The sequence below is a fragment of the Pseudovibrio sp. Alg231-02 genome, assembly GCF_900143565.1.
In the GTDB taxonomy this organism is placed as follows: Bacteria; Pseudomonadota; Alphaproteobacteria; order Rhizobiales; family Stappiaceae; genus Pseudovibrio.
Map to the genome: position 1 here is coordinate 106,879 of NZ_FREX01000008.1, position 21,681 is coordinate 128,559.

Annotated in this window: 22 protein-coding genes; 8 read left to right on the forward strand and 14 right to left on the reverse strand. The window is 53.3% G+C overall.

Annotated elements, in window-relative coordinates; all coding sequences use genetic code 11:
• The first annotated feature begins 67 nt into the window (after positions 1 to 67).
• The 6 genes from bamA to lpxB all read left to right on the forward strand — a co-directional run bounded on the left by bamA (position 68) and on the right by lpxB (position 7,051).
• The gene (gene bamA / locus DHN43_RS19750; protein WP_108819765.1) at positions 68 to 2,425 is read left to right on the forward strand and encodes an outer membrane protein assembly factor BamA; all 2,358 of its coding nucleotides are present in this window, start codon (positions 68 to 70) and stop codon (positions 2,423 to 2,425) included.
• A gap of 65 nt (positions 2,426 to 2,490) precedes the next feature.
• The gene (gene lpxD, locus DHN43_RS19755) at positions 2,491 to 3,555 is read left to right on the forward strand and encodes a UDP-3-O-(3-hydroxymyristoyl)glucosamine N-acyltransferase (RefSeq protein ID WP_063307603.1); all 1,065 of its coding nucleotides are present in this window, start codon (positions 2,491 to 2,493) and stop codon (positions 3,553 to 3,555) included.
• Between the two features lie 123 nt (positions 3,556 to 3,678).
• Positions 3,679 to 4,155 carry a 3-hydroxyacyl-ACP dehydratase FabZ gene (gene fabZ / locus DHN43_RS19760; RefSeq protein ID WP_063289006.1) on the forward strand — a complete coding sequence of 159 codons (477 nt, stop codon included), beginning with the start codon at positions 3,679 to 3,681 and terminating at the stop codon, positions 4,153 to 4,155.
• An 8-nt stretch (positions 4,156 to 4,163) separates the two neighbouring features.
• A complete protein-coding gene (lpxA, locus tag DHN43_RS19765) occupies positions 4,164 to 4,964 on the forward strand; it encodes an acyl-ACP--UDP-N-acetylglucosamine O-acyltransferase (RefSeq protein ID WP_057465522.1) in 801 nt (266 codons plus the stop codon).
• A 17-nt stretch (positions 4,965 to 4,981) separates the two neighbouring features.
• Entirely contained in the window at positions 4,982 to 5,851 is an 870-nt protein-coding gene (locus DHN43_RS19770) for an LpxI family protein (RefSeq protein WP_108819766.1), read from the forward strand.
• Between the two features lie 3 nt (positions 5,852 to 5,854).
• Positions 5,855 to 7,051 carry a lipid-A-disaccharide synthase gene (lpxB, locus tag DHN43_RS19775; protein ID WP_108819767.1) on the forward strand — a complete coding sequence of 399 codons (1,197 nt, stop codon included), beginning with the start codon at positions 5,855 to 5,857 and terminating at the stop codon, positions 7,049 to 7,051.
• Between the two features lie 134 nt (positions 7,052 to 7,185).
• Here lpxB and DHN43_RS19780 read toward each other — a convergent pair whose 3' ends face one another.
• The 4 genes from DHN43_RS19780 to DHN43_RS19790 form a co-directional block, all read right to left on the reverse strand.
• On the reverse strand, positions 7,186 to 7,641 hold the full coding sequence (locus DHN43_RS19780; RefSeq protein ID WP_108819768.1) for a hypothetical protein: 456 nt from the start codon (positions 7,639 to 7,641) through the stop codon (positions 7,186 to 7,188).
• A gap of 46 nt (positions 7,642 to 7,687) precedes the next feature.
• Positions 7,688 to 7,903 (reverse strand): hypothetical protein, encoded by a 216-nt coding sequence (locus DHN43_RS27305; protein ID WP_208995514.1) that lies wholly within the window; start codon positions 7,901 to 7,903, stop codon positions 7,688 to 7,690.
• A 129-nt stretch (positions 7,904 to 8,032) separates the two neighbouring features.
• A complete protein-coding gene (locus DHN43_RS27545; RefSeq protein ID WP_256387188.1) occupies positions 8,033 to 8,155 on the reverse strand; it encodes a hypothetical protein in 123 nt (40 codons plus the stop codon).
• A 12-nt stretch (positions 8,156 to 8,167) separates the two neighbouring features.
• Entirely contained in the window at positions 8,168 to 8,623 is a 456-nt protein-coding gene (locus DHN43_RS19790) for a hypothetical protein (RefSeq protein WP_063307600.1), read from the reverse strand.
• A gap of 319 nt (positions 8,624 to 8,942) precedes the next feature.
• On the opposite strand from DHN43_RS19790, the gene DHN43_RS19800 reads away from it, so the two are divergent.
• On the forward strand, positions 8,943 to 9,428 hold the full coding sequence (locus DHN43_RS19800) for a GNAT family N-acetyltransferase (RefSeq protein ID WP_108819769.1): 486 nt from the start codon (positions 8,943 to 8,945) through the stop codon (positions 9,426 to 9,428).
• Here the strand turns inward: DHN43_RS19800 and DHN43_RS19805 are convergent, their stop codons facing one another.
• The 5 genes from DHN43_RS19805 to gltX all read right to left on the reverse strand — a co-directional run bounded on the left by DHN43_RS19805 (position 9,429) and on the right by gltX (position 14,499).
• Positions 9,429 to 9,914 carry a hypothetical protein gene (locus DHN43_RS19805; protein ID WP_108819770.1) on the reverse strand — a complete coding sequence of 162 codons (486 nt, stop codon included), beginning with the start codon at positions 9,912 to 9,914 and terminating at the stop codon, positions 9,429 to 9,431.
• A 262-nt stretch (positions 9,915 to 10,176) separates the two neighbouring features.
• Complete coding sequence (locus tag DHN43_RS19810) at positions 10,177 to 10,662, reverse strand: hypothetical protein (protein ID WP_108819864.1); 486 nt, start codon at positions 10,660 to 10,662, stop codon at positions 10,177 to 10,179.
• A gap of 195 nt (positions 10,663 to 10,857) precedes the next feature.
• On the reverse strand, positions 10,858 to 11,310 hold the full coding sequence (locus DHN43_RS19815) for a hypothetical protein (RefSeq protein ID WP_063305280.1): 453 nt from the start codon (positions 11,308 to 11,310) through the stop codon (positions 10,858 to 10,860).
• 240 nt (positions 11,311 to 11,550) lie between these two features.
• Positions 11,551 to 12,843, reverse strand: coding sequence for a citrate synthase (gltA, locus tag DHN43_RS19820; protein ID WP_057465514.1), 1,293 nt, complete (start codon positions 12,841 to 12,843; stop codon positions 11,551 to 11,553).
• Positions 12,844 to 13,074: 231 nt separating this feature from the next.
• On the reverse strand, positions 13,075 to 14,499 hold the full coding sequence (gltX, locus tag DHN43_RS19825) for a glutamate--tRNA ligase (protein ID WP_108819771.1): 1,425 nt from the start codon (positions 14,497 to 14,499) through the stop codon (positions 13,075 to 13,077).
• A 125-nt stretch (positions 14,500 to 14,624) separates the two neighbouring features.
• Here gltX and DHN43_RS19830 point away from each other — a divergent pair, with 125 nt between their 5' ends.
• Complete coding sequence (locus DHN43_RS19830; protein WP_108819772.1) at positions 14,625 to 17,177, forward strand: ComEC/Rec2 family competence protein; 2,553 nt, start codon at positions 14,625 to 14,627, stop codon at positions 17,175 to 17,177.
• On the opposite strand, the gene lexA is transcribed toward DHN43_RS19830, so the two are convergent.
• The 5 genes from lexA to trpD all read right to left on the reverse strand — a co-directional run bounded on the left by lexA (position 17,073) and on the right by trpD (position 21,653).
• Complete coding sequence (lexA, locus tag DHN43_RS19835) at positions 17,073 to 17,789, reverse strand: transcriptional repressor LexA (RefSeq protein ID WP_108819773.1); 717 nt, start codon at positions 17,787 to 17,789, stop codon at positions 17,073 to 17,075. The two genes, DHN43_RS19830 and lexA, sit on opposite strands and share 105 nt — an antisense overlap.
• 249 nt (positions 17,790 to 18,038) lie before the next feature.
• Positions 18,039 to 19,253, reverse strand: coding sequence for a molybdopterin molybdotransferase MoeA (locus DHN43_RS19840; RefSeq protein ID WP_108819774.1), 1,215 nt, complete (start codon positions 19,251 to 19,253; stop codon positions 18,039 to 18,041).
• Complete coding sequence (gene moaC / locus DHN43_RS19845) at positions 19,250 to 19,753, reverse strand: cyclic pyranopterin monophosphate synthase MoaC (protein ID WP_057465509.1); 504 nt, start codon at positions 19,751 to 19,753, stop codon at positions 19,250 to 19,252. The genes DHN43_RS19840 and moaC overlap by 4 nt, the downstream gene beginning before the upstream one ends.
• A gap of 57 nt (positions 19,754 to 19,810) precedes the next feature.
• On the reverse strand, positions 19,811 to 20,602 hold the full coding sequence (gene trpC, locus DHN43_RS19850; protein WP_108819775.1) for an indole-3-glycerol phosphate synthase TrpC: 792 nt from the start codon (positions 20,600 to 20,602) through the stop codon (positions 19,811 to 19,813).
• Between the two features lie 13 nt (positions 20,603 to 20,615).
• The gene (gene trpD / locus DHN43_RS19855) at positions 20,616 to 21,653 is read right to left on the reverse strand and encodes an anthranilate phosphoribosyltransferase (RefSeq protein ID WP_108819776.1); all 1,038 of its coding nucleotides are present in this window, start codon (positions 21,651 to 21,653) and stop codon (positions 20,616 to 20,618) included.
• Positions 21,654 to 21,681: the final 28 nt, after the last annotated feature.

A 21,681-nucleotide genomic window follows, 5' to 3' on the forward strand; every position in this document is an offset into this window, starting at 1 on the left:
CATTAGTGATCTGAGGATCAGGGGACTAATGCAACTTTAGGCTGAAAATAAAAGGCATAGCAGTTCTATGCAGTCATTTAAGAACCTGTCACGTGTGTCGCTTTTGGCAATGGCCGTCGCAGCTACTAGTACAGTTGCTCCGGTTGGGGTTCCGTTTATCGGAACAGGGGTTGCTGAGGCCGCGGTGGTTAACAAGATTGTCGTTAACGGTGCAACGCGCATCGAAAGCGAAACAGTTCGCAACTACCTGACTATCCGTCCAGGGAAATCGTTTTCTGCAATTGATATCGACGAGAGCCTGACCACGCTTTATGCGACCGGTCTGTTTGCTGATGTTTCCATCGAGCAACGCGGCGGCACTCTTGTTGTTGATGTTAAAGAAAATCCAGTTATCGGCAAAATCTCCTTTGAGGGTAACAAGCGACTGAAAGACGAAGCTCTGCAATCAGTCGTTCGTTCTTCTGAGCGGTCCATGCTGACACGTGCGCGTGTTCAGTCTGATGCTCAGAACCTTCTGGAAGCTTATCGTCGCTCCGGTCGCTATCGTGCGTCTGTTGAGCCGAAGATTATTGAGCGCGCTAATAACCGTGTGGATCTGGTTTTTGAAATCGAAGAAGGGGATAAGACGGGTGTTGCCCGTATTTCCTTCATCGGTAACCAAGCCTTCTCCGACGGCTACCTGCGTGAGCAGATCCAGACCCGCGAAAGTGGCTTCCTCGGCTGGTTGCGTACAACTGATGTTTATGATCCTGATCGTCTCGATGTAGATGAAGAATCTTTGCGTCAGTTCTACTACCAGAAGGGTTACGCTGACTTCCGCGTTGTTTCTGCTGTTGCAGATCTGGACCGTGAGCAAAACATCTTCTACGTGACGTTCACTGTTGATGAAGGTGAGCAGTACGAGTTCGGTGATATCGAAATCGATACCTCCTTGTCTGCTGTTGACCCAGAGGCGATGCGCCAGTATCTGCGCACTCAGTCTGGTGATACCTACAACTCTTTAGAAGTTGAAAAGACGCTTGAAGCTCTGACGCTGGAAGTTTCCAAGGCAGGCTATGCGTTTGCTCAGGTTCGCCCTCGTGGTGAGCGTGATTATGAGAACAAGACAGTCTCGATCACTTATTTGATCGAAGAAGGTCCACGCGTTTATGTTGAGCGTATCAACGTTCGTGGTAACGACCGTACACGTGAGTACGTGATCCGCCGCGAATTCGATCTCGCTGAAGGTGATGCTTACAACCGTATCCTTCTGGATAAGGCTGAGCGTCGTCTGCGCAACACGCGTTACTTCCAGAATGTGCGTATTACGCGTCAGCAGGGTAGTGCTCCTGACCGTGTGATCATCAACGTGGATGTTGAAGAGCAGCCAACCGGTGAAGTTTCATTCGGTGTGGGTTACTCCACCTCTGACGGTGTGATTGGTGATATCTCCATCACCGAGCGCAACTTCCTTGGTCGCGGTCAGTACGTTAAAGCTGCTGTTGGTGGTGGTACCGATAACCAGAAGTATGAGTTCAAATTCGTTGAGCCGTTCTTCATGGGGCGTCGTATCTCCGCAGGTCTGGATGTATACCGCCGCGTATACGATCAGAACAGCTCCCGTGCTTATGAAGAGCAGACAACTGGTGGTGCGATTAACTTCGGCCTTCCGCTTCGCGAAGACGAACTGACGCTTAACCTGTTCTACAAGCTCTACCAGCGCGATCTGACACGTAGTGACTCTACTGGCATTAGCGATTGTGAGCCTGGTGTGTCTTTGGGTGTCTGTGACTCCCTTGGGCAGTACACGACTTCACTTGCGGGCTTCTCGCTCGTCTACAATACTCTGGACAACAACCTGAACCCACGTGACGGTTATGTTGCTTCCTACGAGCAGGAAGTTGCGGGTCTCGGCGGAGAGTCTCAGTATGTTCGTGGTCAGTTTAAGGGTAGCGCATTTGAAGAGCTCTACGCTGAATGGGGTCTTGTTGGTTTTGTGAAGGGTTCTGCCGGTTACATCGAATCTATCGGTAACCGTCTGCGCGTGACTGATCAGTTCCAGGGTTCACCTGACAGAATTCGTGGTTTTGCAACCAACGGTTATGGTCCTCGTGATGAAAACGGTGGCGATGCCTTGGGTGGTAAATACTACGTTGCAGGTACCGTTGAAGGTCAGTTCCCATTCCCAGTCTTCCCTGAAGAACTTGGATTGTCGGGCGCAGTCTTCGCTGATGCGGGTTCTCTCTGGGGTGTGGATAGCGAACTGTCTTCTGTAATCGGAAGCGGTATCCAGTCTGAAGACTTCGATCTTCGTGCTTCTGTTGGTGTTGGGGTGTTGTGGCAGTCGCCGTTTGGGCCGCTGCGTGCTGACTTTGCTTGGCCTGTGCTCAAAAACGATGTTGATGAAACGCAGGTATTCAAGCTCAGTGGTGGTACACGCTTCTGATCTAGTGAAAATTTGATTATAATCGGTCGCCGATACCCTCGGCGGCCGTTTTTTTGTAGGATCCTATGACAGAACCATCAAATCAATCTGAAGTTAGCCCGGTTTTCTTCCCTGAAGCTCGATCAATAACAGTGAAACAAGTAGCTGAATGGGCTGGGGCGGAGATTGTTCGTGGTGATAGTGAGCTTGCCATTACTGGTGTTGCTCCTCTGGATGAAGGCGTACCCGGAACGCTTGTGTTCATCGATAATCCGAAATATCTGGATCAGCTTGAGAGCACGAAGGCAACAGCTTGTCTCGTGAGCAAAAAGCATGTCGACAAGGTGCCTGACGGCGTTGTGCCTTTGCTCGCCAAGGAACCGTACCGCTCACTGGCGAAAGTTCTGGCAGAGCTTTACCCAACCGCAATGCGGCCACTTCCGGTAACCAGCGAGACGTCTGTCAGTCCGCGGGCTTTTGTTGATGAGAGCGCGCAGCTGGGTGAAGGTGTTGTTGTTGAGGTTGGTGCTGTCATTGGCGCGCATGTGGTGATTGGGGCTGGATCTCGTGTTGGTCCCAATGCAGTGATCGCTGCCAATTGTCAGCTGGGCGAGAACTGCTCCATTGGAGCAAATTCCAGTTTGCAGCACGCAGTGCTTGGTGATCGTGTCATTATTCACCCAAACGTTAGCATAGGGCAGGATGGCTTTGGGTTTGCGATGGGGCCAGGTGGACATATCAAGGTTCCCCAGCTGGGCCGAGTTGTGCTAGGAAATGATGTTGAAATTGGCGCTGGCTCCTGTATAGACCGCGGTGCAAACCGTGATACGACTGTGGGTGATGGAACCAAGATTGATAATCAGGTTCAGGTTGGTCACAACGTTAATATCGGAAAGCATTGCGTCATTGTTTCTCAGGTAGGGATTTCTGGAAGTTCCAGCCTTGAGGATTATGTGGTTCTTGGCGGGCAGACCGGTGTTTCCGGGCACGTTCGCATTGGAATGGGCGCGCAAGTTGCTGGCGTAAGTGCTGTACACGACGATCTGGCGCCAGGTGGGCGTTATGGTGGTGTACCGGCACGGCCGATCCGTGAGTGGTTCAAGGAAATGACGGCGCTTCGCCGCCTGACCGCTCAAGGCGGCAAGAAATAACAGATTAGACCCGGGATCTGATCCCGATAGTTAACTAGATTGGCTGGTGAATGAGGAGGGCGTGTCCTCAGATGCTCCAAGTGAGACATATGCCAGTCAAACCGATATTGCTGAGGCATTATTATGAGTGATGTAGAGACCAGAACACTTGAAAGCGCTGATATCATGCGGGTTATGGAGCTTTTGCCCCATCGTTATCCGTTTTTGATGATTGACCGTATCGTTGATATGGACGGCGACAACTCAGGTGTTGGTATTAAGAATGTAACCATCAATGAGCCACATTTTCAGGGGCATTTTCCAAGCCAGCCTGTAATGCCAGGTGTGTTGCTTATCGAAGCGATGGCTCAGACTGCTGGTGCGCTTTGCGTCCATGGTCGTGAAAAGAAAGATGTGCCTTCTCTGGTTTACTTCATGACCATTGATAAGTGTAAGTTCCGCAAGCCTGTGGTTCCTGGTGATCAGGTGCACTTTCATGTGAAAAAAGTTCGTAACCGCGCGACCATCTGGAAGTTTGAAGGTGTTGCAATGGTAGACGGGCAGAAGGTTGCTGAAGCGGAAATCAGCGCAATGCTTGTCGATTCTGACGAGGCGAATTGAGGTCATTGATGCAACAGATTCATCCCACCGCGATTATCGAGGATGGGGCCGTACTTGGAGAGAATGTCAAGATCGGTCCTTACTGCATGGTGGGTCCCAAGGTAACCCTTGGCGATGATGTAGAGCTTGTTTCCCATGTGGTGATCGCTGGACGGACAACGATCGGCGCCCGGTCGAAGGTCTACCCGTTTGCCAGCTTGGGGCATCAGCCGCAGGATCTGAAGTTTTCCGGCGAAGATACGCTACTGGAAATCGGCGAAGACAATCAGATCCGCGAGCACTCCACTATGAACCCTGGCACTGCCGGCGGTGGTGGTGTGACGCGTGTTGGGAATGGCGGCCTGTTCATGATGGGTACTCATGTCGGGCATGACTGCATTGTGGGCAATAACGTTATTTTGGCCAACAACGCGACGCTTGCCGGGCATGTTGAGGTTGAAGATCATGTGATCTTTGGCGGACTGTCTGCTGTGCGTCAGTGGTGCCGTGTGGGTGCTCACTCCATCATTGGCGGTCTGACTGGTGTTGAGTTTGATGTGATCCCTTATGGGTCTGTGATTGGTGATCGTGCACGTCTTGCAGGGCTGAACCTGATTGGTTTGAAGCGCCGCAACTTTTCTCGCGAAGAAATCCACGCCCTGCGCGGTGCGTATAAGGAGGTCTTCAACAGTGAAGAGGGTACGTTGCGTGCTCGTGCAGACATTGCGCGGACAAAGTACGCTGAATTTGAAGGTGTGCAGACGATGACGTCGTTCATGCTTGAAGATGAAAAGCGCCGCTTCTGTACGCCGCGCAACACCGGTGAATAAGGGTCTGTTTTGAATTCATGGTGAAACAGGCACCTATTGCTGTGATTGCTGGCGGTGGCGATTTGCCCGGTCTGGTCATTCGGTCTGCTATGGAACAAGGTCGCGATGTGGTGACCATCGCAATCAAGGGGGAGGCAGATGCCTCCCTTTCTGCGTTTAATCCCGTTGAACTTGGCTGGGGGCAGATCGGCAAACTGTTCTCAACGCTGAAATCTAACGGCGTTCAGGATGTGGTGTTGATCGGTGCTGTGCGGAAGCGGCCTGATTTCACATCAATCCTTGGTGATTTTGGGACGATTTGGCGTTTGCCGCGTATCATCAAGGCTGTTGTTGGCGGTGATGATCATTTGCTGGTGAAGGTAGCCGGAATATTTGAACGAGAGGGATTGCACGTGGTTGGTGCTCATGAAGTTGCTCCGGGGCTGGTTGCTAGCCCAGGCCACGTGGCAGGGCCGAAGCCGGATGCTAAGGCTCTGAGTGATATGAAGCTTGCCATTGAGGCGGTGGATGCTGTGGGCCGATTGGATATCGGGCAGGGTGCTGTTGCTGTGGGTGCACGTGTTGTTGCTGTTGAGGGCGCTGAAGGCACTGACGCCATGCTTGAGCGTGTTGCTGGGTTGCGTGCCAATGGCCGTGTCCGGTCCAAAGGGGCTGCAGGTGTGCTTGTAAAGTGTTCTAAGCCTCAGCAGGACCTTCGTCTCGATATGCCGGGGATTGGGCCGCAAACCATCAAGAAGGCGGCTGAGGCGCAGCTGAAAGGCGTGTGTGTTGAGGCTGGGCGTGTGCTGGTTGCGCATCGTGATGAGGTTGAGCGCCTTTGCGATGAGCTGGGTGTTTTCCTTTATGGCTGCGCACGTGATGAAGATTTTGAATCTGGTGAGCGCTAAGGTATGAGCGATTTGGAAGCTGTCAAACCCTTCAAGGTTTTCTTTGTTGTTGGTGAAGAGTCTGGTGATCAGCTCGGCGCGGAAGTCATAAAAGCTCTGCGGGCTTCGATTGGTGATCGTCTACAAGCCTGTGGTCTGGGCGGTGAGCGCATGGCGACTCAAGGTGTGCAGTCGATCTTTCCGCTGCATGATATTGCTGTGATGGGCATTACGGCGGTGCTGGAACGTTTGCCGACAATTATTCGCCGTGTACATCAAACCGTTGATGCGGTTATTGCCGAGCAACCTGATTTGCTGCTGATCATCGACTCTCCGGATTTCACTCACAATGTGGCAAAGCGCGTGCGCAAAAAAGCGCCTCATATCCGAGTGGTGGACTATGTGAGCCCGTCTGTGTGGGCGTGGCGTCCGGGACGTGCGAAGAAGATGGCGGCATATGTGGATCAGCTGCTTGCTCTGTTGCCGTTTGAGCCTGAGGCTCACAAGCGCCTTGGTGGACCGCCCTGTGATTATGTGGGGCATCCGTTGATTGAGCGGCTTGCTGATTTGCGGCCGGCTCCGGGGGAGCGCGCAGAACTCGGTGCAGGCAGAAAGCAGTTGGTGGTGCTTCCGGGCTCCCGAACCAGCGAGGTTTCGCGGTTGCTGGAGCCGTTTGGCGAAGCAGTCGCTTTGATTTGTGCGCAAGATCCGAATGTGGATGTGATCATTCCAGCAGTGCCTCATCAGGAGCAGCGCATTCGCGATGGTGTGGCTTCCTGGAAGGTGCAGCCGCGTATTGTGACGGGTGAAGCGGAAAAGTTTGCGGCTTTGCGACAGGCAAATGCAGCGCTTGCGGCCAGCGGTACTGTGTCTTTGGAGCTGGCGATTGCTGGTGTGCCTATGGTTATAGCTTACAAGCTGGACTGGTTCTTCCGCCGCCTGAAGCAGATCAACCGGTTCGTCAAGATTGTTGCGGTGGACACCATTGTGCTGCCCAACCTTGTGCTTGGGGATCACAGCATCAAGGAATATATTGAGGACGAAGCGGACCCTGAAGTGCTCAGTCAGGCCGTACTTGCGCTGCTGTCTGATAGTCCAGAGCGGCGGGCGCAGCTGGACGCGTTCTCTCGTATTGATGAAAAGATGCGTTTGCCTGAAGGCGAAAGTCAGGCAGGCAAGGCTGCCCGGATTATTCTGGAAACGGCTGGAGTTTCAGCTTAGGTGCTTTTGAAAGTGATTCACTAAATGGGTGTAGCTCTTTGAAAACCAAGAGTCATTTGGTGTTATGCTTAAAGTGACGCTTTAAGCTGTAAGTTTAAAGGCCTGAAGAGATCTTCAGGCCTTTTTGTATGATGTTAGTTGTCCAATACCTTGATGTGCAGTGTTCCGCGGCAGGTGCCGTCGGAGAAAACGCCGGACGCTTCCTGAGTGCCGACCAGACCTGTTGCAGCGAGTTCCACGTCAACAGGTGTTTTGGTTTCATCTCCCGGGAAAATGATCTCGTACTCGTTCTCGATTGAGAAGATGCCCCCGCTGACGCTGCCACCAATGGCGATGACCAGAATGTCGTGGCCTTTGTCCGTGCCGCGTTTAAGCGTGTCATTGGTGGAGTCCGGGTGATCCTTGGTTGTGAAACCTTCACCGTAGCGCTTTTCGCAGGTTCCATCATCTGGACTGCCGTCTGTCATGGAGAGATTGGAGAAGGTGATTGTTTTATCGCCGGGCCCCAGCCTTTGTGCGACGGCCAGAGCAGCGGTGCTGGTGATGGCTAGTGCCGTGAAGGCGATTGTGGTCAGGAGCAGTGTTTTCATTGTTCTATCCGTCCCGTATCGTTGGGTGGTATGACGCGGTGTTGTATCATTTAAGTTGTGTTTTCTTCAGCAGTGTCATCACTGTTGAGCCGCGACACGTCCCGTCAGAGAAGACCCCAGTCGCTTGCGTTTCGCCTGTGATCCCTGTTGCCATCAGCTGAAAGTTGACAGGTTTGCTTTGTATGTCCTGCGGGAAGGTGATGATGTATTCATTCTCCACTGAGTACAGGCCACTTTCCAAGCTGCCGCCTATATGGATCATTTTGATCTCATGCCCCTCATAGGTGATGAAATTGCGGTGCTCTGCGAGGGAGCCTGGATGATTCTTAACCGTGAAGCCATTGGCATATCTTTTCGCGCAGATCCCGTTGTCCGGACTTCCGTCCACCAGTTACAGGTCGGTGAATGCGGAAAACTTGTCGCCGCGCCCCAATCGCAGGCTCATCGCGTCTGCGCTGATGCTTGTGAGCGTCAGGGCTGTCAGGGATATGACTGTGCAAAGGGCGGCTTTCATCGGGCTCGGGTCCTACTGCTGGGCCGATTGAATGGTGACCTTGCCGCGGCACGTGCCATCCGAGAACACGCCTGAGGCTGTTCCGCTGCCAATCAGGCCGGTTGCGAACATCTTCACATCAATTGTTTCTTTGTGCTCGTCATTGGGGAAGATGATCTCGTATTCATTTTCGATGGACAGGATGCCATCCCCAATGGTGCCTCCGGTGGAGGAGATGATGATGTCGTGGCCTTCTGTCGTCGTCTTTTGAGCGTTTGGTGAAGACGTGTCGGGATGGTCTGCGGTTTTGTAACCTGTTCCGTAGCGTTTTGCGCAGGTGCCGTCGTCAGGCGTGCCGTCTGCCAATGTCAGCTCGGAGAATGTGACGGATTCATTGTCACTGCCCAGACTGTGATCGTCTGCCAGGGCCGTGCTGCTGACATAGGCAATTGCGCCAAGGCTTGCTGCTGCACAGAGATATTTCTTCATGGGTGCCACCACTTGTTATTTTTCAGGCTTAAAACCGCTCAAAGAGTAGTCCTGCTGCGTTAACGTAGATGTTTTTGCTGAGCTTCGATTTTCTTTAGGATGAAGAATGAGTTTTGGGGATGCTGCTGGATTTAGCCAGTTTCTAATGCACTACGCATAAACATCCGTGAAAACTGAAGATTTACGCAGTGCAGGGGCTGGAAAATCCAGGGCTTATGATAGGCTATGCTCTTCATTGCATTGATGCATCGTGGGTTTTCGCCTGTCGTGTTTGTTTTGAGAATGAGTGTGCAGGTCAGCTACAGATTTTGAGGTTTTTATGAAAGTCAGAGACGCGGTTCTGGTCGATGCTGAAGAAATCAGCGTTTTTTTGCAGGAACTTGCTGCGTTAGGAAAGCGCAGTTTGCCGAGTGATGAGACCTATGTGATCTCTCAGTACATTGCTCATGCAGATAATATCCGCTGTTCTGTGGTTGAAGATGTGGACGGGACCCTGCTTGGGCTGCAGATCCTGAAACGGGCATCAGAGGGCAACACTTATGGTGTGACGCCGGGTTGGGGCATGATCGGCACCCATGTGCGCCCGAGTGCAGGGCGCCGCGGTGTCGGGCGGGCCTTGTTTGCTGCAACGCTTGATGCTGCCAGACAAGCCGGGCTTGAGAAGATTGATGCCACGATTGGTGCCTCCAACCCGGAGGGGCTGGGTTATTATGAGGCGGTTGGCTTTCGCACCTATAAGACCAACGAGAGTTCTGTCAGTAAATGTTTTGAGCTGACTGAGGCAACTGCGCCTGTCCAGAAATGATCATTTGACGCCGACGACAGAGAACCTCCCGGAGCAGATGCCATCTGAGAAGACGCCGGTGAAGATTTTGGAGTTCACGAAGCCGGTTATGAACTGGGTGTTCTCGACTTCTTCGCCCGGATCATTGGGGAAGGTGATGAGGACTTGCGAGTGTTCGGCATAAATGCCGTCACCGCGCAGTTCACTGCGGGCATAAAGGGAGAATTTGTGCCCTTTGTCGCTGACAAACTGTCCGCGCCGTCCGTTTGGATCGGGGTAGACAGTGTATCCGTTGCCATAGCGCTCTTTACAGAACTCAACACCAACTGCATCTGTCAGGACTGTCAGGTTCTGGATGGCGATCTGCCGTGATACAGACAGGCGTTTCAGGTCTGTGAAGGGATTGCCCCGGTTGTCGCGGTGGGTGATCTGAGCGTTAGCTTGCCCCAGCATCCCAATGGTGAGGATGAGAGCTACACCGGACTGTTTCAGTTTTGTAAGGCGCATGTCTACTCCCATTTCAAACCTGCTGTGCCTGACCTCTCGTCCCGGATCTGTCGAGGACAGGACTGAGGCTTGTTGCTGCACAGAAAATCTTCTTCATGGGGAGCTTCCACTCGTTGCTGTTCAGGCCTCACGACCCGCAAAGAATAGTCCTGCTGCGTTAATGTAAATGCTCTGGGTTCAATTTGATTTTCTTTAGGATGAAGAATGTGTTTCGTGTGACTGTCCGGATTTAGTCAATTTCTCGAAGCAGCGTTTTGCGGGATCATTTGGCGGCTACGACGGAGAAGTGCCCGGTACAGACGCCATCAGAGAAGACGCCGCTGAACATCTTGGAGTTGACGAAGCCGGTGATGAAGGCAGTCACCTCGACCTCTACGTCTGGGGCATTGTGGAAGGTGATCAGCAGTTTTGAGTGTTCTGCATAAATGCCATCCTGACGCCACTCACTGCGATCGTAGAGGGAGACTTTGTCGTTCATCTTGCTGATAAACTGCCCTTGTTTCCCGTTTCGGTCAGGAAAAATGGTGCCGCCTTTGCCATAACGTCCCTCGCAAAACTCAATTCCCACGGCATCAGTCAGGACTGTCAGGTTGTCAATTAAGACTTGCCGTGTTGGAAGCGCGCGCTTCATGTCGGAAAATGGATTGGCCTTATTGACGCGATTGACGATCTGACTGCTGGCTGGCCCCAGCATTCCAAAGGTGATGAGGAGGACAACACCGGACTGCTTCAGCTTTTTAACTCGCATGCTTTCTCTCGTTTTAAACCTGTTGCGTCCCATCTTTTATGCCTGAACGGTCAGGATTGGTGCGGCTGCGAAATGCTGTTGGACGATGAGCCTGATGTGCCCTTTGCTCCGAACCATTTCGGTTTGGGGAACCTCTCAGAATATCTGTCTCTGTCTCTGTCTGTGTCAGTTCAACGGAACGGTGGTGAGCGGGCTTTACTGCAGTTTCAGCGGGCCAACAAAGACCTTGCCGGTGCATGTGCCGTCTGTGAATACGCCGCTGTAATGGTCTCCGCCAATCAGGCCGGTTACGAACTGAGTGACCTCGATCTCTTCCTCTTTATTGCCGGGAAACGTCATCATGAATCTGTCGTGCTCTGCAAAAATGCCGTGTCCCAGGATCTCGTTTGTATCGACCAGCGTTACCGTGTGCCCCTTATCGCTGATGTAGGTGCGCTTGGGGGCTTCCTTGGAGGGGGAGACTGTGTACCCGTCACCATAACGCTCAACGCAGATGGAATTGTCTGATGTGCCGTCCTGCATGCTCAGGTTTGAAAAGACAACGTCCCTGGAGGCTTGTGTCGTGTCGGTGTTTGCTAAGGAATAGCTTGCCAGACCAGCAGAGAGGAGCGTGAAAGCTGCAAAAACAGGGAGGGGGGCAAGACGCATCAATACATCCTTTTCTGATGCCAGTGGCAGTGCTGGGCACTTGGTCAAACATCAAGGATAGGGATGTGGTGAGGCATGAACAGGATTAAGCCGCCTCATGGTTTGCGTGTGTTGAACGCAATGGGCGCTATTCAAATAAAAAAGGAGGCAAAATGCCTCCTTTTTCTAAAGTCTGTCTATCAGCTCAAGCAGCTTTGCTACACTTCCCGAAAACCGGTATCCGTTTTTCGGAGAATGTTTTTAGCGGCGCTGGTCGATTGGCTGATAATCACGCTCGGAATAGCCGGTGTACAGCTGGCGTGGACGACCGATACGCTGGGAAGGATCTTCAATCATTTCCTTCCACTGTGCGATCCAACCTACTGTACGAGCCAGTGCGAAGAGCACGGTGAACATGGTGGTTGGGAAGCCCAGAGCACGCAGGGTGATGCCGGAGTAGAAGTCAATGTTTGGATAAAGCTTCTTCTCAACGAAGTAAGGATCGGTGAGAGCAACTTTTTCCAGTTCCATTGCCACTTCAAGAAGCGGATCGTCCTGGTGGCCCAGCTCTGCAAGCACTTCATGACAGGTTTTCTGCATGATGCGCGCGCGTGGGTCGTAGTTTTTGTAGACGCGGTGACCGAAGCCCATGAGGCGGAACGGATCATTCTTGTCTTTTGCACGTGCTACATACTCAGGAATACGGTCAACAGAACCGATTTCGGAGAGCATGTTCAGAGCTGCCTCATTCGCACCGCCATGAGATGGACCCCACAGACATGCAATACCAGCTGCAATACATGCAAATGGGTTTGCGCCTGAAGAACCAGCAAGACGTACGGTGGATGTGGAAGCATTCTGCTCGTGGTCAGCGTGCAGGATGAAGATACGGTCCATGGCACGTGCCAGAACCGGATTTACTTTATATTCCTCACATGGAACTGCGAAGCACATGTGCAGGAAGTTGGATGCGTAGTCCAGATCGTTTCTTGGGTAAACGAATGGCTGGCCAACGTGGTATTTGTAGGCCATTGCAGCAATGGTCGGCATCTTTGCGATCATGCGCAGGGATGCAACCATGCGCAGGTGTGGATCAGAGATGTCGGTGCTGTCATGATAGAAGGAAGAGAGAGCTCCAACGGTACCGGTCATGACTGCCATTGGGTGGGCGTCACGACGATAACCCTTGAAGAAAGAGCTCATCTGATCATGGATCATGGTGTGGTAGGTTACACGATGAACAAAATCGTCCTTCTCTGCGCGTGTTGGCAGTTCGCCGTACAGCAGCAGATAGCAGCTTTCCAAAAAGTCGCCGTGTTCGGCGAGCTGTTCAATCGGGTAACCGCGGTAAAGCAGAACGCCTGCGTCACCGTCGATGTAAGTGATCTTGGATTCGCATGAGGCAGTTGATGTGAAACCAGGGTCCAGTGTGAAGTGATCAGTTTGCTTATAAAGCGAACCGATGTCCAGAACATCAGGGCCCATGGAGCCAGAGTGGACGTTAAAGTCCCAGCTGTTGTCTCCAATAGTCAGTTTCGCTGTTTTGTCGCTCATATCAGGCAACCCCCATTTTGTATCTCCTCATGCGACTTGCTTCATTTGTGTACAAATGAATACACTGCATGATCTGACGTTTCCGCCCGGAGGAGAGTGTTGTCGTGGAACTGCCTATATCATTTGCCGCGATGGGGCAAGCGCCCGCAACCAATGCTTTTAGCTATAAGTGTAACTACCGCTACGAATGACTAGTATTTGCAGCGGTAGTTTCTTTTAGAATTCAGCGAATTAAGCTGAAAGATCACGAATGCGTGCGCAAGATTCGTCTTTTCCGAGCACTTTGAGCACGTCAAAGATGCCTGGGGATGTGCCACGACCAGTGAGTGCAGCGCGCAATGGCTGAGCAACTTTGCCGAGTTTCAGCTCTTCTGCTTCAGCCACTGCCTTAACGGCAGTCTCGGTGCTTTCCACGGTCCACTCGTCCAGTGCTTCCAGAGCAACCAGAACCTTGCCAAGAACAGCACGTGCCTCGTCAGAGAGGATCTTTTCAGCCTTTGCATCCAGATCCAGCGGACGCTGAACCCAGAGGTAACGTGCAGATTCCTGCAGTTCGACAAGGGTCTTTGCGCGCTCTTTCAGGCCAGGCAGAGCTTCAACCAGTTTGTCCTGGTTTCCGTCGCCTGCAATCCACGCCATGACGTCTGCGCCGCCTTCCACGTCCATCAGATAGGTGAGGAAGTGGCCGAGCAGCTCCTCATCGCTTTCTGAGCGCATGTAGTGAGCGTTCAGGTTTTCCAGCTTCTTGAAGTCGAAACGGGACGGGGATTTGCCTACAGCGTCCAGACCGAACCACTCGATCATCTGATCGGTAGAGAAGATCTCGTCATCGCCGTGGGACCAGCCGAGGCGTGCCAGATAGTTGCGCATGGCGGATGGCAGGTAGCCCATAGCCCGGTACGCTTCTGCACCTACTGCGCCGTGGCGCTTGGAGAGCTTTGCGCCATCTGGTCCATAGATCAGCGGAATGTGCGCCATGACCGGGACATCCCAGTTCAGGGCCTTATAGATCAGGGACTGGCGTGCTGCGTTGGTCAGGTGGTCATCGCCACGAACGATGTGGGTGATGCCCATGTCATGATCGTCTACCACAACAGCCAGCATGTAGGTTGGGTTGCCATCAGAACGCACGAGGATCAGGTCGTCCAGATCCTTGTTGGCGAACTTGACGGTGCCCTGAACCTGATCTTCCACGATGGTGTCACCTTCGAGCGGCGCTTTCAGGCGAATGGCTGGGGCGATGCCTTCTGGTGCTTCAGAAGGGTCACGATCACGCCAGGTGCCGTCATAACGCGGCGGGCGACCTTCTGCGCGGGCCTTCTCGCGCATCTCGTTCACTTCTTCCGGAGAGCAGTAGCAGTAGTACGCAGTGCTGTCCTTGACCATCTGCTCAGCAACTTCGCGGTGGCGGTCAACGCGGCCATACTGGGAGATCGGCTCGCCGTCCCAGTCCATGCCCAGCCAGGACAGACCGTCCAGCAGCGCATCTACGGCTTCCTCGGTGGAGCGGGAGCGATCGGTGTCTTCAATGCGCAGCAGCATTTTACCGCCGCTGTGTTTTGCCAGAAGCCAGTTGAACAGGGCTGTACGGGCGCCGCCAATATGCAGGTAGCCAGTAGGAGAAGGCGCAAAGCGCGTCACAACAGGTTTAGTCATAGGTGTTCCGGAAAAGTTTCAAGTTACTTCGAATAGTTTGGGGTAATTACGGCGGGGCGCCGTACCTCTGCGGGCTGTGTACCATAGCATTGAAAAGTTCCCAAGTGGCAGAAAGGGACTTAAGGGTGCGCGAGGGGCAATCATCCTCAGACAAGACGCAATCTGGTGGCTGTGCTCCCAGAATAGGTGAGCTTTGCCTTGAGGAGGATAAGTTTTCTTCTGCACCGTTTGAGACCGATACGGCGCTTGCTGGGCGAGCCACACAGCAACGCACAAAAACGCAAACCAACGCAAAAAACGCACATAGCAACGCAAGCACGCGTTTTGCTGAAGAAAAACAGCGCCTTAGGCTTTGTGAAGTGGTCCAAAAGACACGTAAGCTGCTGGGTTTCGTGCTGAGGCCGGATTGGTCAGCTGTCATGACTTATGCCCGCTCTGCGCTCGTGCAGGATTGGAACAAGGGGCATGGCATCCTCTGGTATGCGCTTTGCCATCTGGCTGGTGTGCTGGTTTATTTCTCACTCCCCGCGGAGCCTTATAGTGTTTTAAGCGGAACTTCTTTTATCTTATTGGGATTATTTGCTTTTCGCCGTTGGAGAGCTGGGCGATTGACGGTTGGGCTGACTGCGCTTTTGTTCTTTACTGCCGGGTTCTTCCTTGCTGATTTGCGCGTGGAGTATGCGCGCGGTGACCCGCTGGAGCGGCCGGTTACACGCAAAGTAGAGGGTGTGGTTGCTGGGGTAAAGCATTCTGGCAAAGGGGCTTACTCCGTCATTTTTGCAGATGTGACAACACTTTCGCAGAAGGGCGTAACTCCTCTTTCTTATCGCATCCGGATCAGCATCAAGGGGATGAAAGAGGCACCCGTGATGGGGGACAGGATGCAGCTGAAGGCTCGGTTGTTGCCACCGGGAGGTGCGGTGCGCCCCGGTGGGTATGACTTTGCCCGCACTGCGTTTTTCAGTGGGATTGGTGCGGTTGGCTACGCACTTTCCAAGCCGGTTGTTGTGGCACCCGTAGAGGGCGCAAGTTTTCTGCGAGGGATAGAGCGTGTGCGCAGTGGGATAGCGCAGCGGATCCGGCGGGTGTTGGATAACAGCGCGGAAAGTGCGTTTGCTGTTGCGCTTCTGGTGGGCAAGCGAGACTACCTTGCCACTGCTGACAAGGATGCGTTACGCAACGCCGGACTTGCTCATGTGCTTGCTATTTCCGGTATGCATATGGGTCTTGTGACTTCTCTGGTCTTCCTTGGTGCCCGCCTGATCCTATCCCTCAGCCAGTCGCTTGCGCTGAAAGGACATATTCACGTTTATGCCAGCGTGGCAGCACTGATTGCGGCGATTGTTTATCTTGGTTTGTCAGGAGCTTCTGTCGCAACGCAGCGAGCTTTTTTGATGGCGGCGATGATTTTATGCGCGGGTCTGCTTGGTCGGCGGGCCTTCAGTTTGCGTGGTCTGGCGCTGGCTTGCCTTGTTCTTTTAAGCCTGAGGCCGGAGGAGATTCTGGCTCCCGGGTTTCAGATGTCCTTCATTGCAGTGCTCGCCTTGCTCTCAGCCTATATGATTGGGAAGGATTGGTTGCTCGGTGATCGCGATAATTTGCGAAGGAGTAATGCCTCATGGTTTCAAAAGGTTAGTCGTGTAAGTTTAAAGTGGATTCTAGCTTGTGCGTTGACCTCGTTGATTGCAGGTGCTGCTACGGGGCCAGTTGCGGCGATGCATTTTGAGCAGGTTGCGCCTTATGGGGTTCTGGGGAATATCCTTGCTATGCCATTGGTGACTTTTGTGGTTATGCCCCTTGGGTTGTTGAGCCTGCTGGCGATCCCGTTTGGTGCGGATGCGTTCTTTCTGCAAGGGATGGAGGCTGGGTTGGCACTGGTGCTGAAAGCTGCCTACTGGGTGAGCTCACTCAGTGAGGGGCTGACCAGTCTCGGGGTTGCCAGCGCTCCAGGGTATCTGCTTGTGATCTTTGCTATTGTCGTGCTGTGTGTGATGCCGCTGCGCCTGAAATGGCTTTCACTTCCGGCATTTACGGTGAGTGTCCTGATGTTTGCCGGTGGCAAGGCGCCTGATCTGATGATTGCGGATGCGGGCAAGCACATTGCTTATTATGGGCAGGATGGTGCGTTTCGACTGACGTCCTCACGTATGTCGTTTGCTGCTGACAGCCTGTTGCGTGCTGGTGGAGTTTCGGCGGGTTCGTTCAAGCAACACAAGGTGAGGGCTTCAGATCGGTCCTGTGATGAGCGCGGCTGTGTGATTGAGATATTCCCTCAGCAGCCTGCAGAGGGAGGGAGGATAAGCTCTGCGCCGATCCTGTTGGCACAGTCTAAAGTAGCTGAAGTTTTGGAGGCTGACTGCCGTCTTGCCACCATCGTCATCACACAGGCTCAGGCGCCTCCGGCTTGCCGGGCTGAGCTGGTTATTGACCAGAAGATTTTCGGAGAGCGCGGTTCAGCTTACATCTGGCTTTCTGCTGGTGCTGAGGGCGGGGAAAGAATAAAAAAAGTGCGCTGGGCATATGATGCTCAGCGCAGACCTTGGAATCCAAAATTGCCTCAGGCAACCAATGATTTAATAGCGGCGGAAGAGCGCAATCATCTTGCCTTGAACGTGGACGCGGCCCGGGCCGAAGATGCGAGTTTCGTAGGCGGGGTTGGCCGCTTCCAACGCGACTGAGGCGCCTTTTTTGCGCAGGCGCTTCAAGGTTGCTTCTTCTTCATCAATCAGTGCCACAACGATTTCGCCGTTATCAGCCGTGTCACCACGTTTGATCAACACGGTATCCCCATCGAAGATGCCGGCATCGATCATGGAATCGCCTTTGACTTCCAGCGCATAATGCTCGCCACGCCCCATCAGATCAGCAGGCATTGCGATGGTATGGCTTTGTGTCTGGATTGCTTCGATTGGGACGCCTGCAGCAATGCGGCCCATGACCGGGATTTCCAGGGTCGGCACTTCGTCTGGTGATGTGGCGCGTGGTGGGGTTGCGACTTTCTTGCTTAGGGAGCCCTCAATCACCTCTGGCGCAAAGCCTTTTTCCTTGGCGGCAGGCTTCAGGCCCGGAGAAATGGAGTCTGGCAGTTTGAGGATTTCAAGTGCACGAGCTCTGTTCGGCAAGCGGCGAATGAAGCCGCGCTCTTCCAGAGCTGTGATCAGCCGGTGAATGCCGGATTTGGAACGGAGGTCCAGCGCGTCCTTCATCTCATCGAAGGAAGGCGGAACACCGGCTTCCTTCAAGCGTTGATGGATGAACATCAAAAGCTCGTGTTGCTTCTGTGTAAGCATCTTTTATCCCCGTTCGCTCCTAAGGCGCTGATTGAAAGTGAGCGGCCATTCCTGACCAATCGCGGTTTTGTAATTCCAAGAAGCTGAAAGACTTCAACTTCTGCGATTGGAAGGACAAAACACGAACGTACTCTACCTGTTCTCATTGTGTTCTGCAATGGGTTTGTTGAGGTTAAGCCCTGCTAGAACTGGGGGATTTGGTTTCTGGTGGGTGAGTGGGCAGAGGTTGCCCACTCCTGATGACTGGATTTAGCGTAGCTTGAGCAGGTCCACTTTTTCACCTGCCTTTGCAGCTGGTGCGTGTGGTGGGCGAATGATCAGGGCATCTGCTTTTGTCAGCAAGGCAAGCATGGAAGAGTCTTGTTTGCCAAACGGCGTTGCTATCAGATCTCCGTGCTCGTCTGTGTCCAGGCTGGCGCGCAGGTAATCCTGACGCATATCATTTGCAGGCAAATCAGCTGCCAATGTGGCTTTGGTAACGCCTTGATTTGTCACAGAGACCGTGCGGCCTAACATCTTATCCAGAAGCGGGCCAAGGAAGAGGAGTGCACATACAAGGCTGGAGACTGGATTGCCAGGAAGGCCGAGGACTTTCATGGGGCCAAGGGCACCGGCCATGAGGGGCTTGCCCGGGCGCATGGCGATGCGCCAAAAGCCCAGCTCCATGCCTTCAGCGCCCAGCACGTCCTGAATGAGATCGTGGTCGCCAACAGAGGCACCGCCGAGTGTCACCAGTACATCGGCTTTCGCTTCAATGGCCTGCTTCACGCGTGCTGCAATTTCCTCAGGCTGATCTGGGGCAATGCCCAGCATCATTGGCGTTCCGCCACAGTTTCTGACGAATTCTGCGATGCCGACCTGATTGGACGCTATGATTTGATTCGGGCCCGGTACCTGGCCTGGCTCGACGAGTTCGTCACCATTTGCGAGGATCGCAACAACTGGCTTTTTGCGTACTGGCAGGGTTGCGTGGTTCATGGCGCCTGCAAGAGACAATTCACGGAAGCCGAGTGGGGCACCTGCCTTCAGGAGGGTCTGGCCTTCTTTGAAGTCGAGGCCTGCTGGGCGGATGAACTTACCAACAGAAACGGCTTCCTCGCAAAACAGGTTATCCCCGTCACGGCGGGCGTTTTCCTGCATTAAAATCGCGTCAACGCCTGCTGGAACAGGTGCACCTGTAAAGATGCGCAGAGCTTCTCCGGCTTGCAGCGTGCCATCGAAGTTATGCCCGGCAGCAACTTCTCCAATGACCTTCAAAGCAGTCTCTGGATCGACCGTATCAGCAGCTTTGACAGCATATCCATCCATCGCTGAGGCGGAAAATGGAGGCTGCGTTCTCGTTGCAGCAACATCTTCTGCCAGAATGCGTTCTCCGGCTTCAAGTAGTGGAAGCTGCTCGGTGCCGGTCTGCTTCACATCTTTCAGGAGGCGGTCCAGCGCTTCTTCAATACTGATCAAGCTCATTGGGAGTTATCCTCCTCAGCCAAATAGTGACCGGACTTGCCGCCCTTCTTCTCCAGCAACCGGATTTCACCGATCTCCATAGAACGGTCCACGGCTTTTGCCATGTCGTAAATTGTCAGGCAGGCAACGGAGGCGGCTGTAAGTGCTTCCATCTCGATGCCTGTCTGGCCGGATACTTTTGCGAAGACTTCGATCTCAATTCCTGGCAGTTCAGGATTGGGTGTGAAGTCCACCTGAACCTTGGAAAGCGCCAGAGGATGGCACAACGGGATCAGCTCGTGAGTTCTCTTGGCCGCCATGATGCCAGCAATGCGTGCCGTTGCGAGCACGTCGCCTTTCTTGGCGTTGCCTGAAAGGATCATGTCCAGAGTCTCAGGCTGCATTTTTACCTGACCGCCTGCACGGGCAATGCGTGAGGTAACCTCTTTCTCCGAAATGTCGACCATATGAGCCGCACCGCTGTCATCTAAGTGAGTGAGTTTTGGAGAAAGTTCTGACATTGTCTTGCCTCTGGACACAGTTTGTTCAGGTGTCTGCTTTTGCCAAGCAGTTGATTTTTAGCGTTTAAGCAAAGCTTTGGTTGCGGTTTCCACATCTTCCTGACGCATCAGGCTTTCGCCGATGAGGAAGGTGGAGATGCCGGAGTTTTCCATTCGGGAGAGGTCTTCCGGAGTGAACAGGCCGCTCTCGCCAACGATGATCCGATCTTGCGGGATCAGTGGTGCGAGCCGCTCGCTGGTTTCCAGAGATGTCTCGAAGGTTTTTAAATTGCGATTGTTGATGCCAACAAGCGGAGAGGAGAGCTTCAGTGCGCGTTCCAACTCAGCTTCGTCATGAACTTCGATAAGCGCATCCATGCCCAGTTCAAATGCGGCGTCTTCCAACTCTTTGGCCAGTTGGTCGTCAACAGCTGCCATAATGATCAAAATACAGTCAGCGCCCCATGCGCGTGCTTCATGAACCTGATAGGTGTCATAAAGGAAATCTTTGCGCAGAACTGGCAGAGAGACTTCAGCGCGAGCTGCTACAAGAAAATCTGGTTTGCCCTGAAAGGATGGTGTGTCCGTCAATACGGACAAGCATGCTGCCCCACCGTTTTCATAGGCTTTGGCGAGTGCGGGCGGGTTGAAGTCAGCGCGGATCAATCCCTTGGATGGACTTGCTTTTTTAACCTCTGCGATCAGGGCGTATTCACCGTTCGCATGCTTGGCTTTCAAAGCATCTGCAAAGCCGCGTGTTGGTGTTGCTGCTTTAATCGCCTCATTCAGATCAGCCAATGAAGTTTGCGCTTTGGCAGCAGCAATTTCTTCACGTTTGTAAGCTTCGATTTTCTTAAGGATATCTGACATGGGATCCGTGATCTTAGAGTTTCATATTGGCAGCTGTTGCAGCGTCGGAGGCTTCAACAAGTTTGTCCAGTCGGGAAAGGGCTGCACCTTGGTCAATCGCATGCGCAGCCATCTGGACACCCTCAGCGAGGGTGGAGACCTTATCTGCGACGATAAGGGAGGCCGCTGAATTGAGTAGGACGATATCCCTGTAAGCGTTTTTTGCTCCTTGCAGCACTTCGCGCAGTGCCTGAGCATTTTCTTTTGGATCGCCGCCTTTCAGATCTTCTGTCTTTGCAAGCGGCAAGCCCGCATCTTCAGGAGACACTGTGAAGGTGTTGATGTTTCCGTTCTTCAGTTCGGCGACAAAGGTGGTTCCGGTGGTGGTGATTTCGTCCATTCCATCGGAGCCGTTGACGATCCAGGCTTTTTCGGTGCCCATTTCCTGAAGGGTGTTGGCGAGTGGTTCAACCCATTGCTGTGCGAATACGCCTGTCATCTGGCGCTTTGCGCCTGCTGGATTGGCGAGCGGGCCTAGCAGGTTGAAGATTGTTCTGGTGCCCAGCTCAATGCGGGCCGGGCCGACATGGCGCATGGCCTTATGGTGGTTTGGCGCAAACATGAAGCCGATACCGGCCTCATGAATGCAATGGCTGATGCCGTTCGCATCCAGATCCAGATTGATGCCAAGCTCGGCAAGCGCTTCTGCAGAGCCGGATTTGGAGGACAGGGACCGGTTGCCATGTTTAGCAACAGTCACGCCACAGCCTGCCACAACAATGGCTGTGCAGGTTGAAATGTTATAGGAGCCGGATGCGTCGCCACCTGTGCCAACAATGTCGATAGCGTGATCTGGTGCTTTCACCGGGATCATTTTGGCGCGCATGGTTTCTACAGCTGCGGAAATTTCGTCGATGGTTTCGCCGCGCAAGCGCAAGGCCATGAGGAAGCCGCCGATCTGTGCGGGAGTTGCAGCGCCTGACATGATGATCTCGAAGGCCTGGCGGGCCTGAGATCGGTCCAACGTGTTTCCGTCAGCGACAATTCCAATGAGATTTTTCAAATTGCTCACGGCGAAAACCCCCTCAATCTCTCAGGTA

What these genes read in the sequence shown, in the direction of transcription:
- DHN43_RS19805 (WP_108819770.1), bottom strand. Translation starts at nt 9,914, where the DNA reads ATGCGCCTTACAAAACTGAAACAGTCCGGTGTAGCTCTCATCCTCACC.
- lexA (WP_108819773.1), bottom strand. Translation starts at nt 17,789, where the DNA reads ATGCTTACACAGAAGCAACACGAGCTTTTGATGTTCATCCATCAACGC.
- DHN43_RS19770 (WP_108819766.1), top strand. Translation starts at nt 4,982, where the DNA reads ATGGTGAAACAGGCACCTATTGCTGTGATTGCTGGCGGTGGCGATTTG.
- trpC (WP_108819775.1), bottom strand. Translation starts at nt 20,602, where the DNA reads ATGTCAGATATCCTTAAGAAAATCGAAGCTTACAAACGTGAAGAAATT.
- lpxB (WP_108819767.1), top strand. Translation starts at nt 5,855, where the DNA reads ATGAGCGATTTGGAAGCTGTCAAACCCTTCAAGGTTTTCTTTGTTGTT.
- DHN43_RS19800 (WP_108819769.1), top strand. Translation starts at nt 8,943, where the DNA reads ATGAAAGTCAGAGACGCGGTTCTGGTCGATGCTGAAGAAATCAGCGTT.
- DHN43_RS27545 (WP_256387188.1), bottom strand. Translation starts at nt 8,155, where the DNA reads ATGAAAGCCGCCCTTTGCACAGTCATATCCCTGACAGCCCTGACGCTC.
- bamA (WP_108819765.1), top strand. Translation starts at nt 68, where the DNA reads ATGCAGTCATTTAAGAACCTGTCACGTGTGTCGCTTTTGGCAATGGCC.
- fabZ (WP_063289006.1), top strand. Translation starts at nt 3,679, where the DNA reads ATGAGTGATGTAGAGACCAGAACACTTGAAAGCGCTGATATCATGCGG.
- DHN43_RS19840 (WP_108819774.1), bottom strand. Translation starts at nt 19,253, where the DNA reads ATGAGCTTGATCAGTATTGAAGAAGCGCTGGACCGCCTCCTGAAAGAT.
- DHN43_RS19790 (WP_063307600.1), bottom strand. Translation starts at nt 8,623, where the DNA reads ATGAAGAAATATCTCTGTGCAGCAGCAAGCCTTGGCGCAATTGCCTAT.
- DHN43_RS19780 (WP_108819768.1), bottom strand. Translation starts at nt 7,641, where the DNA reads ATGAAAACACTGCTCCTGACCACAATCGCCTTCACGGCACTAGCCATC.
- lpxA (WP_057465522.1), top strand. Translation starts at nt 4,164, where the DNA reads ATGCAACAGATTCATCCCACCGCGATTATCGAGGATGGGGCCGTACTT.
- DHN43_RS19810 (WP_108819864.1), bottom strand. Translation starts at nt 10,662, where the DNA reads ATGCGAGTTAAAAAGCTGAAGCAGTCCGGTGTTGTCCTCCTCATCACC.
- gltX (WP_108819771.1), bottom strand. Translation starts at nt 14,499, where the DNA reads ATGACTAAACCTGTTGTGACGCGCTTTGCGCCTTCTCCTACTGGCTAC.
- lpxD (WP_063307603.1), top strand. Translation starts at nt 2,491, where the DNA reads ATGACAGAACCATCAAATCAATCTGAAGTTAGCCCGGTTTTCTTCCCT.
- moaC (WP_057465509.1), bottom strand. Translation starts at nt 19,753, where the DNA reads ATGTCAGAACTTTCTCCAAAACTCACTCACTTAGATGACAGCGGTGCG.
- DHN43_RS27305 (WP_208995514.1), bottom strand. Translation starts at nt 7,903, where the DNA reads ATGATCCATATAGGCGGCAGCTTGGAAAGTGGCCTGTACTCAGTGGAG.
- gltA (WP_057465514.1), bottom strand. Translation starts at nt 12,843, where the DNA reads ATGAGCGACAAAACAGCGAAACTGACTATTGGAGACAACAGCTGGGAC.
- DHN43_RS19815 (WP_063305280.1), bottom strand. Translation starts at nt 11,310, where the DNA reads ATGCGTCTTGCCCCCCTCCCTGTTTTTGCAGCTTTCACGCTCCTCTCT.